Source organism: Fervidibacillus halotolerans (genome assembly GCF_026547205.1).
GTDB classification, from domain to species: domain Bacteria; phylum Bacillota; class Bacilli; order Bacillales; family Caldibacillaceae; genus Fervidibacillus; species Fervidibacillus halotolerans.
Map to the genome: position 1 here is coordinate 2,418,917 of NZ_CP106877.1, position 15,377 is coordinate 2,434,293.

The 15,377-nt window shown below is 39.6% G+C and carries 13 protein-coding genes; 2 read left to right on the forward strand and 11 right to left on the reverse strand.

The features are described from left to right. Positions 1-155: 155 nt before the first annotated feature. From OE105_RS11330 to OE105_RS11345, 4 genes are all read right to left on the reverse strand, one after another. Positions 156-989 (reverse strand): flagellar hook-basal body protein, encoded by an 834-nt coding sequence (locus OE105_RS11330; RefSeq protein ID WP_275420286.1) that lies wholly within the window; start codon positions 987-989, stop codon positions 156-158. 450 nt (positions 990-1,439) lie between these two features. Next, positions 1,440-2,441 (reverse strand): rod shape-determining protein, encoded by a 1,002-nt coding sequence (gene mreB / locus OE105_RS11335; protein WP_275420287.1) that lies wholly within the window; start codon positions 2,439-2,441, stop codon positions 1,440-1,442. Positions 2,442-2,708: 267 nt separating this feature from the next. Continuing rightward, positions 2,709-2,984, reverse strand: coding sequence for a sporulation transcriptional regulator SpoIIID (spoIIID, locus tag OE105_RS11340; protein ID WP_275420288.1), 276 nt, complete (start codon positions 2,982-2,984; stop codon positions 2,709-2,711). A gap of 651 nt (positions 2,985-3,635) precedes the next feature. Continuing rightward, complete coding sequence (locus tag OE105_RS11345; RefSeq protein ID WP_275420289.1) at positions 3,636-4,424, reverse strand: stage II sporulation protein SpoIIQ; 789 nt, start codon at positions 4,422-4,424, stop codon at positions 3,636-3,638. Between the two features lie 174 nt (positions 4,425-4,598). On the opposite strand from OE105_RS11345, the gene OE105_RS11350 reads away from it, so the two are divergent. Next, positions 4,599-5,021 carry a VanZ family protein gene (locus OE105_RS11350; protein ID WP_476729660.1) on the forward strand — a complete coding sequence of 141 codons (423 nt, stop codon included), beginning with the start codon at positions 4,599-4,601 and terminating at the stop codon, positions 5,019-5,021. Between the two features lie 158 nt (positions 5,022-5,179). After that, positions 5,180-6,280: a glycerol dehydrogenase gene (locus OE105_RS11355; protein WP_275420290.1), complete on the forward strand. Its 1,101-nt coding sequence runs from the start codon at positions 5,180-5,182 to the stop codon at positions 6,278-6,280. Positions 6,281-6,538: 258 nt separating this feature from the next. Here OE105_RS11355 and spoIID read toward each other — a convergent pair whose 3' ends face one another. The 7 genes from spoIID to OE105_RS11390 form a co-directional block, all read right to left on the reverse strand. Then, positions 6,539-7,555: a stage II sporulation protein D gene (spoIID, locus tag OE105_RS11360; protein ID WP_275420291.1), complete on the reverse strand. Its 1,017-nt coding sequence runs from the start codon at positions 7,553-7,555 to the stop codon at positions 6,539-6,541. 267 nt (positions 7,556-7,822) lie between these two features. Then, the gene (gene murA / locus OE105_RS11365; protein ID WP_275420292.1) at positions 7,823-9,124 is read right to left on the reverse strand and encodes a UDP-N-acetylglucosamine 1-carboxyvinyltransferase; all 1,302 of its coding nucleotides are present in this window, start codon (positions 9,122-9,124) and stop codon (positions 7,823-7,825) included. 33 nt (positions 9,125-9,157) lie between these two features. Continuing rightward, positions 9,158-9,895, reverse strand: a complete 738-nt coding sequence (locus tag OE105_RS11370) for a YwmB family TATA-box binding protein (RefSeq protein ID WP_275420293.1) — start codon at positions 9,893-9,895, stop codon at positions 9,158-9,160. A 166-nt stretch (positions 9,896-10,061) separates the two neighbouring features. After that, complete coding sequence (locus tag OE105_RS11375; protein ID WP_275420294.1) at positions 10,062-10,298, reverse strand: DUF1146 family protein; 237 nt, start codon at positions 10,296-10,298, stop codon at positions 10,062-10,064. A 184-nt stretch (positions 10,299-10,482) separates the two neighbouring features. After that, positions 10,483-11,943: an NADH-quinone oxidoreductase subunit N gene (locus OE105_RS11380; protein ID WP_275420295.1), complete on the reverse strand. Its 1,461-nt coding sequence runs from the start codon at positions 11,941-11,943 to the stop codon at positions 10,483-10,485. A 28-nt stretch (positions 11,944-11,971) separates the two neighbouring features. Beyond that, the gene (locus OE105_RS11385) at positions 11,972-13,528 is read right to left on the reverse strand and encodes a complex I subunit 4 family protein (RefSeq protein ID WP_275420296.1); all 1,557 of its coding nucleotides are present in this window, start codon (positions 13,526-13,528) and stop codon (positions 11,972-11,974) included. 87 nt (positions 13,529-13,615) lie between these two features. After that, a complete protein-coding gene (locus OE105_RS11390; protein WP_275420297.1) occupies positions 13,616-15,364 on the reverse strand; it encodes an NADH-quinone oxidoreductase subunit 5 family protein in 1,749 nt (582 codons plus the stop codon). Between the last annotated feature and the right edge of the window lie 13 nt (positions 15,365-15,377).

Below are 15,377 nucleotides of genomic sequence, written 5' to 3' on the forward strand. Positions count from 1 at the left end.
TTTTTACCATCGATGGAATGGATTGGATTGTTTATTTTCATTTATTTTATCCGGAACATAGAAAACAAGTCGATGAGGCATTTGGAAATGTATTCCTATCGACGTTTGTTATTTGTCTAGAAAATCGCCAAGTCAAGTTATTTCACCCGGCTTGACTACACTTTTCCTATTTCATTAACCGCCTTATCCATACTTCGGTCATATGCTTGAATAACCTTTTGATTTGCTTCAAAGGTTCGATAAGAGCTCAACAATTGGGTCATCGTTTCGGTCGCATCCACATTCGATTGTTCAAGTGCCCTTTGTTCAAGTGAAAAATATACATTTTCCATTTCATATGCGGAAGGGAGCCCTTGACCATCTTCTGTTTCAAAATAACCTTCTCCAACTTTCCGTAAGTTCAAAGGATTTTCCGAAAAACCGATACCGAGTCGAGTTACAGGTATGCCATTTTGCTCAAGCCAGCCGTCCTCCCTTAACGTGAAGGAGTCGTTTCCTAATTGAATCCGATTCCCATCTTCATCGAGTACATACCATCCGGATCCGTTCGTTAAATAACCGGCTTCATCCAATGTAAAATTCCCATTTCGCGTGTAACGAACGCCCCCGTCTGGATTTTCTAACGTGAAGAAGACTGTGCTAGACACTCCCTCTTCCGTCAGCGGCATGGTGAGATCTTTCAAAGCAAAATCGGTGGCAATCCCCGTTTCACGTACATCCCCTTGACGAAAATTCGGAGTAACGTCTTGAATATAGGTCCCGGTATTCAGTGGTCCGACGTTTGATAAATATGGAAGGGAAATGGTTTTCGTTGGTGTAATCGGCTGTTTGTTCATATGCTGGATCAACATTTCTGGAAAAGCCCGAATAGAAGACTGGTCCGCTTTAAAACCCGGAGTCGTCATATTTGATAAATTATTCGTCAAAATCTCCGCTTTCCGCTGTTGGGTAATCATCCCAGAAGCAGCGGTATAAAACCCTCTAAACACGAAAAAGCACTCTCCCTTCTCTTGTTTCGTTCCCATTGATATTGGAACATTCATTGAAAAACTGCATATTAAATTGATCGATTTTAACCGCTTTCGAACATCTAAGTAAAGAATGATTGTTATGCATATATTGTAAAAACGATTATTTATCCATTCTTTTTTTCTATTATATATGATATTTCGTCATTCCACATCGATTTTTAAGTATTTTTGAAAAATCCCTTTCATAATAAAAACAAGTTTTCCTTTCGCAAAGGGGAGCGAAACGTTGATCGGTGATCGTTAAACAATGATGTTGGAAAGTATGTCAATTACATAAGAAGCGTTCAAATCTATACGAGTAGAAAGGGTAATCTTTATCTAATTTATGAGAAAGGTTTTTGTTCCAGTTTGTTTATGATTTTTTGCAGCGATTGGAAGTTTTTATTTTGAAGAATAAATTCTAGTAAATTAGCCTAGTTTTCGCTTTGGAATTTTGTCCATATTATCAAGCATAATTCCCGTTCCAACGGCCACACAACTCATCGGATTTTCAGCAATTAACACAGGGACCTTCAATTCTTCGGATAATAACATATCAATCCCGTGTAACAATGCGCCCCCTCCGGTTAAAATAATTCCTCGGTCAATAATGTCTGCTGATAATTCCGGTGGTGTACGTTCGAGAACACTTTTGGCAGCGTTAACTACGACTTCGATCGATTCCCGAAGTGCCTCTTCAATTTCATCGGATGTTACGGTGATCGTTCGAGGAAGGCCTGTGACCATATCGCGACCACGAATATCCATTTTTTCATTCCTCAAACCTTTAAAGACGGTACCGATATTAATTTTAATATCCTCAGCAGTTCGTTCACCGATTAGTAGTTTATATTTTCGTTTTATATAGTGTAAAATCTCCAAATCAAATTTATCTCCAGCCATTTTGATCGACGAGGATGTAACGATATCCCCCATGGATAGAACGGCGATATCCGTCGTACCTCCACCGATATCGATGACCATATTTCCACTCGGCTGGAAAATGTCCATCCCAGCTCCGATTGCAGCGACTTTCGGTTCTTCTTCAATATATACTTTTTTCCCACCGCTTTTTTCCGCTGCTTCTCGGATAGCCTTTTTCTCAACACTCGTTATATTCGTTGGACAACATATTAAAATTCTCGGTTTTGATAAAAATCCCTTCACGTTTAATTTGTTAATAAAATATTTCAACATTGCCTCCGTAATCGCAAAATCGGCAATGACACCATCTTTTAGCGGCCGAATAGCGACGATATTTCCCGGAGTTCGACCGACCATTTTTCTTGCAGCTTCACCGACTGCCAGCATACGATTCGTGTTTTTATCGATAGCGACGACGGCCGGCTCGTTTAAGACGATTCCTCTTCCCTTTACATGAATAAGCACATTCGCAGTTCCTAAATCGATCCCAATATCTTTGGCAAACATGAATATTGTCCTCCTTACCTTCATCTTCCGTTCGAAACTATCCTAGTTGATAATTTTATCATAGAAAATGAAAGTTATGGACAATTTTTGTCAAATTTCTTATAATTTTATTTAAATATGTCAAAATAACGAAAAATGATTCCTTTGTAAATAATAAAAGGGCCGTCTGATTTCTTTAGACATGCCCTTTTATTCATGCATCCGTTTTCAATTGTCCAAGGAATCGGTGGAATCCTTCTCCGCACCTATCGCTAAGAAAAAGGGGCCTTATTTTTTCATTACCGTCTCTTTCCTTTTTCCCTTTTTATATTTCATTTTCGTCGCTTCTCCCCCTCGTAAATGGCGAATCGACTTATGGTAATCCAAAATGCGTTTTACCTCTTGAGCCAATTCCGGATTAATTTCCGGTAATCGCTCCGTCAGATCTTTGTGGACCGTACTTTTGGATACGCCAAACTCCTTCGCAATCACGCGAACCGTTTTTCTCGTCTCCACGATATACTCTCCAATCTTGATGGTCCTCTCTTTGATGTAATCGTGCACACCACTCGCCTCCTATAATTTGGATGTGAGAAGTGTGAAATGAGACTCGTATTCGCTTTGACGAACTACTATTTCTTCCGCATAAAGAACGGTTCTGTTGAAGTACGGGAATCCTAATATATCCCTTAATTTCGATGATCAATATGTATTTTGTCAAAAAACTTTATGCGGCAGAAAGTATACCACTTTCTGTTTTTCTGTTTTTTCACAATATCCCCGACATCATCTAAGCTGCTACCCTACGATTCCTCACCTCAAACACTCTCTTCTTATTTAACAAAGGATGAAAAATGGAGAAATGGAAAGGTTCCATTTTAAACAGACTTACGTAAATCGAAGGAAAATCAACAGTGGTTATCGATTTGTTACAGTTTATTAGTGTAAGGACGGGAATATGCACAAATTGGGGAATAAGGACAGGTACTTTCCATTTTTTCACTATGGTTCGTTCACATGCAGGAAATACGCTTTTTTTCGTCTTTTTCTCCTGTGACGGTTTCAACGATTTCTAGACAAAATCCCGTTTATTTCCCGAGAAATATACAACATTATTTTTCGAATGAAAATTGGTGTCACATTTTGTTCTTTTCCAATCCCGAAAAAAAGCAATCTGCCAATTGAAGATCGACAGATTGCTTCCCAAATCATCTCTTAATTATCTACAACATTGTTCGGATTATTATTGTCTATATTTTCCTGTTCTTCCGCTTCGTCGGCTTCTTCATTCCCATTGTCGCTGGATGTATCTAATTGATCTTTTTCCAACGTCTCTAGCGATTTTTCAAAATAATTCAATGGATTTACCGGGATATTATTTTTACGAATTTCAAAGTGAGTATGAACGCCTGCCTCTTCATTTAACAAACTTCTTCCAGCCTTTGCGAGCATTTGACCTTGACTAACTTTATCACCGACGGATACTTGGATGTCCTTTACAGATTGGTAACGGGTTTCAATCCCGTTTCCGTGATCGATGACGATGACATTGCCTAAGAAGGAATCCTCTTCCACTCGATTAACTGTACCACTCATACTCGCAACAACATCGAAGGTTTCACCGTTTTTCGCTACAATATCAATGCCGGTATTCGGTTGAAAACTATTTCCGTAATCGATGATAGCTGCTTCCTGTTCTTCCTTCGTTGCGGTTGAATCATAAAATGGTGTTTTCACTTCCACCGCATCGACGTCAGTTACCGGCCATTTGAATTGTTCAACGGATTTCGAAACTTCCAGAGCATCGTTTTCACTCATTTGTCGATCCGGATTTGGTTCGTATCCGAATTCTTCAGGTGTTTGCGCGCGGTTTTGTGACCATAAGAAAACCGTTAGTAAAATTGCCGCTGCAGCAATATATACAGCCGGAAAAATCCACTTTTTTTTGAAAAATCGCTTCATGTTCAATTTGCGGGAAGATGGTTTCTTTTCTTCCTCTCTCATTTTCATCACCTCATGATTCATTTTGAACAGAAAGAAAGAATAATATACTTCAAAAACAACTTTTTTCGATATTTTTTGTTTATTTTGCGGTTTTTATTCATGTTTTTTATAATGAGGAAAGAATTTTGTTACATTGAGACTCGGAAGGTTTCGGAAAAAAAGGAGGATTTTGTTTTGAAAGGACTACTTCGCTGGATTATCATCATTGCCCCGATAGCTTATGGTGGACTCATTTGGTATTTATCAGGAAGGCCGAGCGATGCGGTGATTCGATTCCGTTTTGCAGATGCTTTTATCAAAGAATCTCTACATTTAATCGAATTTGCGATTCTTTATGTTTTGATCGTTCTATCACTTTTAGCTAACGGACATTTAACGAGGAAAACCAACGTCTTCGCTGCGTTGATTTCGATATTGTACGGTTTGATCGATGAGATTCATCAATCCTTCGTACCCTTTCGCTCTGCAACGGTTATTGATTTTGTAAAAGATACGCTAGGCGTTATGATCGCTTATATGCTCATCGATCGTGGATACTTTCTAAAGAAAAATCTCATTGGAAAAGGCCTCGATCGTTTCCAAAGGCTTTTTTATTAAACGTTTTAAACGGCTTGATTACAACGATTTTTTATCCTACTTTTTTTACAAATTCATTTTTTAAAAATTTATTACATTCACTTTAATCGGGTAGAATTCCCTTTTATTTCATGATATTTTTTATTTGAATAGTAATAAATGAAAAGGAGGCTGAAATTATGGGAAGAATATTAATTTCTCCCGGAAAATATATTCAAGGTAAAGGTGAGCTTCAGCGAATACAGGAACACATTGGTCAGTTAGGATCATCCTTTTTATTTATTGCAGATTCTTTTGTACAAAGTATTACAAGAGAGATAATCGAAACGAGTTTTGCTAACTTTCAAGGAACCATTTATTTTGAAACCTTTCAAGGGGAATGTTCGAAAACGGAAATTAATCGACTTTCGGAAATCGTTAAAGAGAAAAAAATTGACGTCGTCGTTGGCGTCGGTGGCGGAAAAACATTGGATACAGTAAAGGCTGTAAGCTACTATAATCATTTGCCTGTTGTCATTGTTCCGACCATTGCTTCGACGGATGCACCTTGTAGCGCCCTTTCTGTCATCTATACAGATGATGGCGTATTTGAAGAATATTTACTTTTGCCAAAAAATCCAGATATCGTTCTCGTTGATACACAAATCGTTGCAAATGCTCCAGCCCGTTTATTAGCTGCGGGAATCGGCGATGCACTTGCAACGTATGTGGAAGCACGAGCCTGTTATGAAGGAAATGGCACTCCGATGGCAGGTGGTTCCATTACAAAGGCTGCCCTTGCTTTAGCGGAAACTTGTCAAAACACGTTATTTGAAGATGGCGTGAAGGCCTATTTGGCTGTCGAAAGAAATGTCGTTACGGAAGCTGTGGAAAATATCGTTGAAGCCAATACGTATTTAAGTGGCATCGGCTTTGAAAGTGGGGGATTGGCAGCTGCCCATTCCGTTCATAACGGATTAACTGCGATTAAAGAAACCCACGATCTTTATCATGGTGAAAAGGTTGCTTTCGGTATCCTTACCCAATTGGTGCTTGAAAATAGAGATATGGAAGAAATTGAAAAAGTCGCTAAGTTCTGTAAGGATATTCATCTGCCGATTACCCTCGAACAATTACATATTACGGAACAGGTGGAAGAAAAAATACGGAAAGTCGCGGAAGTAACTTGTGCTGAAGGGGAAACGATCCATAATATGGCGATGGATGTTACACCGGATGATGTATATGCAGCTATCCTTGCTGCTGATGAAATTGGAAAACGAATATTACATTCGAATTAAACAATAAAACGTCCCAAGGAGAATCGGTTTCGTTAATCTCCTCGGGACGTTTTTTTAAGGTGATTATGATTGTTATAAAAAATGTATGTGATGGAATCGAATGGCAAATCAAGAAGACACCTATTCCTTCGCCTTCTTCAATCCAATGGAAAAATTAGCTTATGAAGATCAGAGAACTTAAAATCGTAGAACAAGTTTTTTATCTATGATCCGGTTTCAAAGGATAAGGATGTTGATTATGAAAAATTGATTCCCCATTTATTTTTTTACAACGGCTTTTTCAATAAATGGATGGACATCGGTGATCTCTACCCCTTCGTAATAATATTTCAGAATTTCCGTATATGTTTTTCCTTCCTTTGCCATTCCGTTCGCCCCATATTGGCTCATCCCGACCCCATGTCCGTAACCTTTCGTTTGAATAACGATTTCGTCTCCCTTCCTTTCCCAAGTAAAATCCGTGGAATTAAGTCCTAATTTTTCCCGAATCTCCCTTCCTGTAAATTCTTTCTTCCCGATTTTCACCTTTGCCACCCGTTTTCCTTCCGTTAAAGCGATAATTTCCCCAATTTGTTCATCGGTGATTTGAATGTTTAATTTTTTTTCAAATTCAGATACTTGAATCACTTTCGTATCATTAAATTTTGGAGATTGGATATCCCACGGGCTTTCGACACTTTTCAAATACGGAAAAGCCGTTTTCCAATAATCTTCGGCATTTTCCGTAAAGCCGTTACTTGTGGAAAAATAGGAAACATGAATCGGTGCATTGTCATAGACGATGATTTCGTCTTTCGTTTCATAAACGGCCTGCCTAATCTTTTCAATGTTTGTAAAATAATCCGTTCCCCATTGTTTCTTTAACTCTTCTATACTTTTATACACTTGATGTGCTTGGGTATCATCTACATCTGCTCCCTTTAATAAAGCAACTTTATGATCGTTAACAAGCTGTTTGATAATATACGTTCTTGCAGCTAAACTTTGTGCCTTCAATGCTTCTTCTTCAAAATTTGCGGGCATTTCAGATGCGACGACTCCGACGACGTATTGTTCAATGGGCAACTGCTCCACCTTGTCCAAACGAGAACGATATACGGATACTTCCACTGCTGATGCTTCAGATAAACGAGTATCCCAGTCCTGTTCAGATACTTCCATCAACCGACCGCTCACTTTATCGGTTGAAAAGGGAAGAACGAGAATACTAGGAATGAATATCGTGGCAATTACGAAAACTACTCCAGCTAGGATGAACAGTTTCAACCTTTTCAAATATTTTTCGCCTCCCTATAAAAATTGGACTTCTGTTTTTCATTTTATGGTCCTTTGGGCAAATTTATGACGGAGGCGTCTTACCAAATACGTCACTATCCTGTTTGAAACATAAAAAACATCCATTGTCGATGGATGTCTAATCTGTAGAAAAGGCTTGTCCGATTGAATAATTTCAAATCGATTTTCATATATTAAAAGAAAAGGAAGCGAGTAGAATGATTTCGAAGGGGAAGGGTGGGTCGAAGTTTTTACCTCCCCCGACCCTTAACTCATTTTCGCTGTAACTGTTTCAAAAATGGGAACATCTTCTTCCTTAATTCGCTCGATATCCGCACCAAGGGAAGCTAATTTCCCATGAAAATTCACGTAACCCCGATCAATATGATGGAGTTCGGTTATTTTCGTAATCCCTTCCGCTGCTAGCCCGGCGATTACTAAGGCAGCTCCGGCACGTAAATCCGTTGCGCTCACTTCAGCACCTTGTAAATTGCAAGGACCATTCATAATCACCGATCGTCCTTCGATTTTAATGTTTGCATTCATGCGGCGGAATTCTTCCACATGCATAAACCGATTTTCAAACACGGTTTCAGTAATCATACTCGTTCCATGGGCTCGTAACAATACGGCCATCATTTGTGCTTGCATGTCTGTCGGAAATCCAGGATGGGGCATTGTTTTAATATCGACGGCTTTCAATTTTTCTGGGGCAATGACGCGAAGGCCGTCTTTTTCTTCAATAAAATTCACACCCATTTCTTCTAGTTTGGCGATTAACGATGAAATATGTTCCGGAACAGCACCCTTTACATACACATTACCACCTGTAATTGCAGCCGCGGTGATGAACGTACCCGCTTCGATTCGATCGGGGATAATGGTATGTTCCACTCCGTAAAGGCGATCCACACCTTCGATACGAATCACTTCGGTTCCTGCTCCCTTTACGATTGCTCCCATTTTCGTTAAATAATTAGCTAGATCGACAATTTCAGGCTCTTTCGCACAGTTTTCGATAATAGTCGTTCCTTCTGCTAAAGCAGCAGCCATCATAATATTTTCCGTTGCACCGACACTTGGAATGTCTAAATAAATTTTCGCACCCTTCAGTCTTCCATCCACTCGGGCATCGATAAAACCATTTCCAACTTTTACAGTGGCGCCCATCGCTTCGAAACCTTTTAAATGTTGGTCAATCGGTCTCGAACCGATCGCACATCCACCTGGCAAGGCGACCCTTGCACGACCGAGCCTGGCTAAGAGGGAACCCATCACTAAGACAGAAGCCCTCATTTTTCTTACGTATTCAAAGGGTGCTTCATATGAAAGTTCATTTGTTGCGTCGATTGTAACCGTATCCTTTTCAAAGGTGACATCGGCTTGTAAATTTTTTAGCACTTCATTAATTGTATAAACATCGGCTAATGCCGGCACATCTCGTATAACACTTTTTCCATCACTTGCTAATAACGATGCGGCGATTACAGGTAAAACGGCATTTTTCGCTCCTTCGATTTTCACTGTGCCGTTTAATTTATTTCCGCCACGGACGATGATTTTTTCCAAGCGTATTCCCCTCCGCGTCCAGTTTCTGTTATATTAATATTCAATTGTCAAGATAGGTGTGCCAATGGCGAACACCGCATCTCCACGATCGTTTTTCCGTACAGATATTTGTACGTTAAATGTTTTTTCGTTTGCAGTCAGTTCATTTGAAAAATACGGACTTCTTGAAGTTAATGATACAAAGTGTTTTTCTTCCAATTTTTCTACAATTTCACCTTGAAGTAATTCGTTAATGTTTAATGCTTTTTCCATTGCAGCAATATCCATCATATCATTGAAAACTCCAGTCATACAAGCAAATAGAGATGGGGTTTTTCGGAAAAGTTGTGGAAAAAAATGGTTGACTTTTTTCTCCGTTGTTAGTCGAATATGTTCCGTCCATTTCGTCCCTTTTAATTCATAAAGGATGAAACCTTCATACATCGAATTTAGGCGTGTCGTAACGATTTGGATTGTTTCTTTATACAAATCATCAGGGGCTATATATTCGCCTAAAATGACCCACTCTCCCTTTTCCTCCCTTTCTTTCCACGTAAATTCAGGATATTGCCGTTCCCATTTTTCCTTTTGTCCCAATCGTTGTTCGATTGAAATTGCTATTGGTTCCCTTGCAATTAGTTGCCATTCGGTTACTTTTCCTTCATTTTCATCGATTACATCCATTATTTTATTCAAATCGGAATCATTTGCTACTAATGCCCGATCCTTCGTAAACAGAATAAAAATGAAAATGAATACAAATACTGTCAAAAAAATCGATTTCTTTTTCATCGTTCCTCTCCCCTTTATTCCCATTGTTGGTTACGGGAAGAGGAAACATACATGGAAAAAGTCGTCACTGTCAGACAGAAAATGTGGAAATTCAACATTTGAAAAGGCAAAAAAAGAAAGAATTCACATTTTTAACGATATAAAAATTCATGGATTTATGCGTTCATTATTGAAAAATGTACGTAATTTGGTTCGACCAAATGAAATAATCGAGGAAAAAATTACTAACCGTCGAACCGATGGCTATCGCTAGCAAGATATATAACAATCGGGCTTGGGCGACTCGATTTTTACGTAAAAATTTTTCGAATTGTAAAGATTGCAGGGCCCACCAAGCGAGGCCGATAAACAGCAAATGGGAAACAATACTTAACAGACTGCTGAATCCAATATTTTCTAACACGAAAATAAGCCTCCTTTACCTGCAATCTTTCGTCCAATTTTTACGGACATTACAATTTTCACATACTAACGACTTTATTGTAACATAAATTTTATATTAAAAATTTTACTTTTCTTTTTCAATTCCGTTTTTTGTTGATTTTCATTGGAAAAAGGGGAAAAAGCCGGCTCGTTTCACCTCACCTTTAAATCCATGTAGGTGTACCGAAATTCGGCAACAATCCAATAAGGAACGTAACGGCGATACAAAGGAATAGGAGAATAACTAAAGGAAGACGGACAGAAAATTTTTCTTCCTTATTCGGATATTGGAAATACATTGATGCCATGATTCGAAAATAATAAGCGTACGAGACAATCGTCATCCCGATCATGCCGATCGCTGTCACATAATGAATGGGACTTCCTCCGTCTATGATGCTGATTAACAGCTTCCATTTGCCGATAAAACCCGCTGTTGGTGGAAGACCGGCCAAAGAAATGAAAAAAATCGTTAAACTAATCGCCAGAAGGGGGGTTGTTTTAAATAGGCCGGTAAAGGTTTGCTCATCGGCCTCGTTTCCATCTGTAATATACGAGACAATGGTAAAGGCACCGATCGTTATTAAAGAATAGACGAGAAAATAATACGTAACAGCTTCCATCGAATGGGCGGAAAAGGAGGCGATTCCCGCTAACATATATCCTCCGTGGGCAATACTGGAGTAGGCAAGTAATCGTTTCACATTCCTTTGTCCAATGGCCATCATATTCCCAAATGTCATCGATAAAAGGGCGAGGATTAATAAACTGTTTTGGAAAATTGAAAACATCACATGTTGGTCTAAAACTGTTTCGGAAAAAACCGTAAATATCAATCGGAAAAACATGATCAGCCCGATGATTTTTGAAAAAGCACTGAGAAAAGCAGTAACGATCGTCTGTGCGCCTTCGTAAACATCTGGTGCCCATAAGGAAAACGGCATCGTCGTCCATTTAAAGGATAAACCGATGAACAGAAAACAAAACCCAATGATGTACAAATATCGGGTGGCAGGGTTAGAAACTTCAGAAAAATGTTGAAGGAACGTTTGCAATTGGGTCGTTCCGGCTATACCGTATAAATAGCTCATTCCAAAAAGTGTAATCGCTGTAGCCAGACTTCCGTTCATGAGAAACGTTAAAGCAGCCCGATTGGTCTTTTTCGACCACTTGTTCATTCCAACCAACACGTAGGAACTGACCGACACCAATTCTAGGCCGATAAATAAAGTAATCAGATCGTTACTCGATGTAATCATCATTCCACCGAATAAGGCCGTAAGCAATAGAACATAAAATTCCATTTCGTATTTTTCCATCCCCTGCTCCTTTTTACTTCCGACGGCTAAAAGGAGAAGGAGGGTGCCACCGAACAGGAGAATGAATTTAAATCCTTTGGCAAAGGAATCAAAAATAAATGTATCGAATAGGATCGATGTCCGATCAAGGGGAAGAAGGGTAAGGAAAAGTCCAAATGAAAGGAACGTACCCCCAACGGCTAACCAACCGAACCATTTTCGATCGATTTTCTTCGGTAATAATACATCGAGAATCCCAATCAATATAATCGTCATAAGAATACTGAATTCCGGTGTCATCACATGCCATTCGTACGAAAAATCCATATTCAACACCTTCCTGCAAAAAAGTCATTTACGCCCCAACGAAAAATTCTATCAACCATTGGGGATAGATGCCTAAGCCGATGAGAAAAAGGACGAAAACGATTGCGGGCAACCACTCGTATACTTCATATGTAACCCTCGGGTCCCGTTTCTTCTCCATATTCCACTTCCAATTATTTCCTTTATTTTCATCGCTGAAATCGGAATAAAAATCCTTTGTCGTCCCTTTTTCCCCTTCCATCGAAGGAAGAGGTCCATAACTAATCGATAAAATCGCTCGTAAAATATAACCGGTAGCCAATACAATTCCAACCGACGCTAATGTACCGACCATCGGATGATGTTCAAACGCTGCTAGTATGACTAGAAATTCACCGATAAAACCGGATGTGGCAGGCAGCCCTAAAGATGCCATTCCTCCGACAAAAAGAAGAAAGACTGCAAAGGGACTTCCTTGCCGTAAACCGGATAACTTCCCAATATCCGTCGTTTTAAACCGGGTTAAAATCAGCGCAACAATCAGAAATAGAAGGCCAGATATTAGTCCGTGGGAAATACTTTGGAAAAGGGCACCTCGAATCCCCGTTTCACTTCCAAGGGCCAAGCCGAGGAGAACAAAACCCATATGGGCGACAGAACCATACGCCCACACCCTTCGCAAATCCATCTGTCTCAACGCGAAAAGGGAACCGTAAAAAATGTTTACGAGTGCAAAGAAAAGAAGAAGCCCACTAATTTTCTCCCATTCATTCGGGAAAAGACCGATTCCGAAGCGGAACAATCCGTACGTTGCGATTTTTAACAAAACACCCGAATGGAGAATGACGATTGCCGGATGAACGTGTGAGTGCATAAGGACCATCCATTGGTGAAAGGGAAAGACCGGCATTTTTATCCCAAAAGCGATTAAAATCGAAAGAACGATACTCCATTTTGTTAATTCATTCAACTGTACGGATCCGGTGTGCAAAAGATGTTGAAGTTGTTCGATATGTACCGTCCCCGTTTGTAAGAAAAGAAGAACGATTGCAAATAACAAAAAGGCTGAACCCGCTCCGTTATATAGTAAAAGGTGAAAAGCAGCCTTCTCCTTTCCCTTTTCACCGTATTTACCAGAGAGGAAAAACAAACAGACGACGGTCATTTCAAAAAAGATAAAAAACAAAAACAAGTTTGCCGCGACAAATAAACCGAGCATCCCGATTTCCAACAAGAGCAATAAAAGAAAATACAAATTTCGATGTTTTTCGATGTTCCAAGAAAGAATCGCTGCGAGAAATGTAAGGAGAACGGTTAGCAAAATAAACGCTAAGGAAATGCCGTCTAATTGAAGCTCATAATCGATGGTAAGGAAAGACGGATCCTTCAACGAATCGAAACCTTTGGGATGAAAGGAAATCCAAGGCCATTTTTCCGAAATGGACTGGATTCCCTTTTTAAAATATTGATGGAAAAAGAACGAACCGACAATGACTGGGAAAAAGGTAGCCAAAATCCCAATCCAATTTCCTTTTTTTCTCACAACGAGTAGAAGTATTCCGAACACGAGAGGCGAAAATACGAGTAAGGACAAGTTACCAGCCATATACCTTTCCCCTTTATCATCAAATATTTCACATTCCGATCAATTTCGATGATCGAAAAGTTCCTTGAAACGAGAGGAATCCCTCATTCATCCTACTGACCAAATCGATATGGTTAATATAAGGAGAAGACCGATTACAGCAACCAAACCGTATCGTTGGGGATTTTTCCATCGTAGTTTTACCTCTTGTTTTGCAATTCCATTAATGGTTTTTGGAAGGAAAGAAATTATCTTTTGTACGAATCGGTCAACAAATCCGATCCCCTTTGCAAACTGGATCGTTCCCTTAATAAACACCCGGTCATAAACCACATCCACATAATAACCTTCTAATACCGTTCTATATAAACGGGACATCCTGTAGGATCGCATTTTGGGAGCGAGCCATTCCCTTCGAAATAAAAGATAGGAAATGACAAGACCGGTCAAAGATATAAGAATAGTAAGAAGGGATAGAAAACTAGTCGGTGCGGAAACCGGCTCAATTGAAAAAGGCATATTCTTTGTCAACCAGTCTGAAAAAAACGTGCCGAAAAAATGGGTATTCAAATAGCCGATGAAAATGGATCCTGCTGCTAAAATCCCCATTGGAAACACCATCCATAAGGGGGACAGTCCCCCCGTTTTCGCTCCGCCGAAAAATAGGAGAAAGTACAATCGGAACATATATATAGCTGTTAAAAGGGAAGTGAGCACCGCCAGCCAAAATAAGAAAGGAGGGCCGTTGAAAAATACAGCCGACAATATTTCTTCCTTACTGAAATAACCGGAAAGAAAGGGAATACCACTCATCGACATAGCACCGATTAAAAAGAACAAATGAATTACCGGCATACGTTTTCCAATTTCACGTAAATGTTCGATCGATTGGCTCCCTGAATATTTAATTAAACGTCCGACGCTTAAAAAAAGCAGTGCTTTAAAAAAGGCATGGGTCATTAAATGGAAGATAGCGCCCACAAACCCGATTGTCCCGAGGGAAAGGAGCATCAAACCAAGTTGGCTTATGGTAGAATAGGCTAAAACCCGCTTGACATCCTTTTCAACGAGGGCGATCGTTGCTGCGAAAAACCCAGTACATCCTCCGATCAAAGCCATGGTGAAAAGTAAGGTTGAACTGGCTAGAAAAATCGGATAAATATTGGCAATGAAATAAATCCCAGCTGCGACCATCGTAGCCGCATGTAGAAGGGCGGAAACCGGGGTCGGTCCCTCCATCGCATCAGGTAACCAAGTATGAAGGGGAAATTGAGCTGATTTTCCGATTACCCCGATGAATAGACAAAAACCGACTGTCGTTAAAATCCCTTCAGAAAGGTTACCAGATTGGACAACATGGAATATTTCATGTAATTCAAAGGTACCTGTCCCCCAAAAAAGGAGGATTAAGCCGACCAAAAAGGCGACATCTCCAATTCTTGTCATTAAAAAGGCTTTGTTTGCCGCCCTTTTCGCCCTTTCCCGATTGTAGTGGCCGATGAGCAAGAACGATCCTAACCCGACCAGTTCCCAAAACACGTATATTTGTAGTAGATTTGGAGAAATAACGAGGGCGAGCATACTGAAGGTGAATAGATTTAGTTTTCCATAATAAGCCTTAATCCGTTCATCATCTTTCATATATTCTTTAGAATACAGTTGTATCATTAAATTCATAAAAGAAACGAGCATAAGCATAAGAACGTTCAGTGAATGAATTTCATAACCGATCGTAAATTGGATATCGCCTACTGAAAACCAAGGAATCGATTGTCCAAAGGAACCGACCGTTAGTTGTTTAATAAAAACGATAATGGAAAATAGAAACGAAAGAAAACTAACGAAAATACTTACCATTAGGGACTGACCC

Excerpts from the sequence above, each read along its gene's own strand:
- mreB (WP_275420287.1), bottom strand. The coding sequence starts at position 2,441 with ATGTTTGCCAAAGATATTGGGATCGATTTAGGAACTGCGAATGTGCTT.
- OE105_RS11355 (WP_275420290.1), top strand. The coding sequence starts at position 5,180 with ATGGGAAGAATATTAATTTCTCCCGGAAAATATATTCAAGGTAAAGGT.
- OE105_RS11370 (WP_275420293.1), bottom strand. The coding sequence starts at position 9,895 with ATGAAAAAGAAATCGATTTTTTTGACAGTATTTGTATTCATTTTCATT.
- OE105_RS11345 (WP_275420289.1), bottom strand. The coding sequence starts at position 4,424 with ATGAGAGAGGAAGAAAAGAAACCATCTTCCCGCAAATTGAACATGAAG.
- OE105_RS11385 (WP_275420296.1), bottom strand. The coding sequence starts at position 13,528 with ATGGCTGGTAACTTGTCCTTACTCGTATTTTCGCCTCTCGTGTTCGGA.
- OE105_RS11380 (WP_275420295.1), bottom strand. The coding sequence starts at position 11,943 with ATGGATTTTTCGTACGAATGGCATGTGATGACACCGGAATTCAGTATT.
- OE105_RS11390 (WP_275420297.1), bottom strand. The coding sequence starts at position 15,364 with ATGGTAAGTATTTTCGTTAGTTTTCTTTCGTTTCTATTTTCCATTATC.